The organism is Erwinia sp. V71, from assembly GCF_965644245.1.
GTDB lineage: Bacteria > Pseudomonadota > Gammaproteobacteria > Enterobacterales > Enterobacteriaceae > Erwinia.
The window spans coordinates 1-1,645 of sequence record NZ_CBFFRK010000232.1; the positions used below are offsets into that span (position 1 = coordinate 1).

The 1,645-nt window shown below is 43.8% G+C and carries 2 protein-coding genes; both read right to left on the bottom strand.

Annotated elements, in window-relative coordinates; translation table 11 throughout:
- Window positions 1-205: 205 nt before the first annotated feature.
- Complete coding sequence (locus tag ACSZO1_RS22325) at window positions 206-346, bottom strand: type I restriction-modification system subunit M N-terminal domain-containing protein (RefSeq protein ID WP_437616563.1); 141 nt, start codon at window positions 344-346, stop codon at window positions 206-208.
- A 111-nt stretch (window positions 347-457) separates the two neighbouring features.
- On the bottom strand, window positions 458-1,570 hold the full coding sequence (locus tag ACSZO1_RS22330; protein ID WP_437616565.1) for a MobA/MobL family protein: 1,113 nt from the start codon (window positions 1,568-1,570) through the stop codon (window positions 458-460).
- Between the last annotated feature and the right edge of the window lie 75 nt (window positions 1,571-1,645).

The following is a 1,645-nucleotide window of genomic DNA, read 5'->3' on the forward strand; positions in this document are numbered from 1 at the left end:
TGAATGATTTCCTTATTCTTTACGTCAGACTGTCGTTCCTTGATGGTCTGCTGTACAGATGACGCAGGCTCAAAGAATCCTTCATCAACATTTTTTTTGTATTTAGCGTAAAGGTGTGTCGCTGCTGCTGCGGAGCAGTTGATAACCATCATATCGATAATCCCTCATTATTAGGGTTAGAGAAAAATTTATTTTTCATTACAAATCATCCATGATTGAGGAAAATCAGTCCTGGTACAACATGCTTGTACTCGGCAGCATCAATGTTCTTACGCAGCTTATCAGCCGCTTTCCATAAAAAGACTTCTAACAATTTGGTTTTGATCTCCTGAAGTTTTCTTGCCATTACGGTCATTTTCCGGATACGGACGATTGACCTATTTTGCCCTAAAGTTCCTGTTGTTACGAGCTTATCAATGGATTTTGAATCCCTGAATTTTGACTGCTTGAATAAAAATCACCCATCTTTGCGCTTACCCGAACCAAAGCGAAATTTAGGGAAGGTGAAACCTTTTGATTTTGAGGCAACTTTGTTTTCCTTTGGTAAAGGTGGAAAGGCAACGGATCGGCTTGTTTTGTCTGGTTCTTGTATTTTCTCAGGCTCGTGGTTGTAGTTAGCGTCCGGAGGTACGGAAACGTCTGCTGATTTACGGGTAGTCCCCATCGACTCCCACTGCCTGCGCGTGATCTTCAATTTCGTAACGGGGTCAATCATGATCTCATCGAGCGAAATATCCGTTGGGATATTTGTGTCTTGCAGAGGATCGGCTACGGTAGTGATAGCGGGTTTTGGTACGGCTTCCTGAACAGGGTGCGTAACCAACACACTCATAAAACTTTCAATAAAATCATACAGCTTGTGTAGATTGATCTTATGCTTACGCCTTAATAGCGTTGGTTTTTCTGTTTTTGGTGCAACACCATAGTAAAGGGACATATCCTTTTGCTTCACTTCAACAGGCTTAAATCGGCGTTTCTTCTCTGGTACAACAAGTGCAGGCTGTTGTGGCGCTGGTTTTGCTTTCAGACGTTCAATACGGAATGTGTTGAGGTTGACGGTAATGAGATGACCCACATCACTGTTAAACAACTGCCTGAAATCATTAGCGGCCTGTTTTGTCTGTGCTGCCTGCGCTTGCTCTGCTGCACGTAAGGTTTTGGCTCTTTTGGTATGCCATGATTTACGATCTATTCTGGTAAGCGCAGGGCGATCAAGTTCAATGGCCTTAGCCAGTTGTTCGTTAGCGATATCCTCTCTTCCTGCTTCCTGTGCTGCCTTAGCCAGAACAATCGCCTCTTCACGCTGCGCTGAAAGGGAACGGTGATCTATGCGATTCACAGAACCAGTACGTTCAAGTGCACAGTTAGACATTCTGGACCATGACGCACGCCATTCATCCATCAATTCATGCTCGTTCCAGCTTCTGTTCTTGTTGCCGAAACCTTGTGGGGTTATCTCACGTAGCGTCAGCATAACGTGAGCATGGGGATTATGACCGTCAAGGTCATGGAAAGAGATATCGGCAATCATGCCTTTGCTGACAAAATTGCGTTTACAGTAGTTTTTCACTAAGGAAGGTGCGATTTAATCATTCAAAGTTCTGTTCATGACTACAATGATTGCCGTTCATCTATCGTTTTCAGT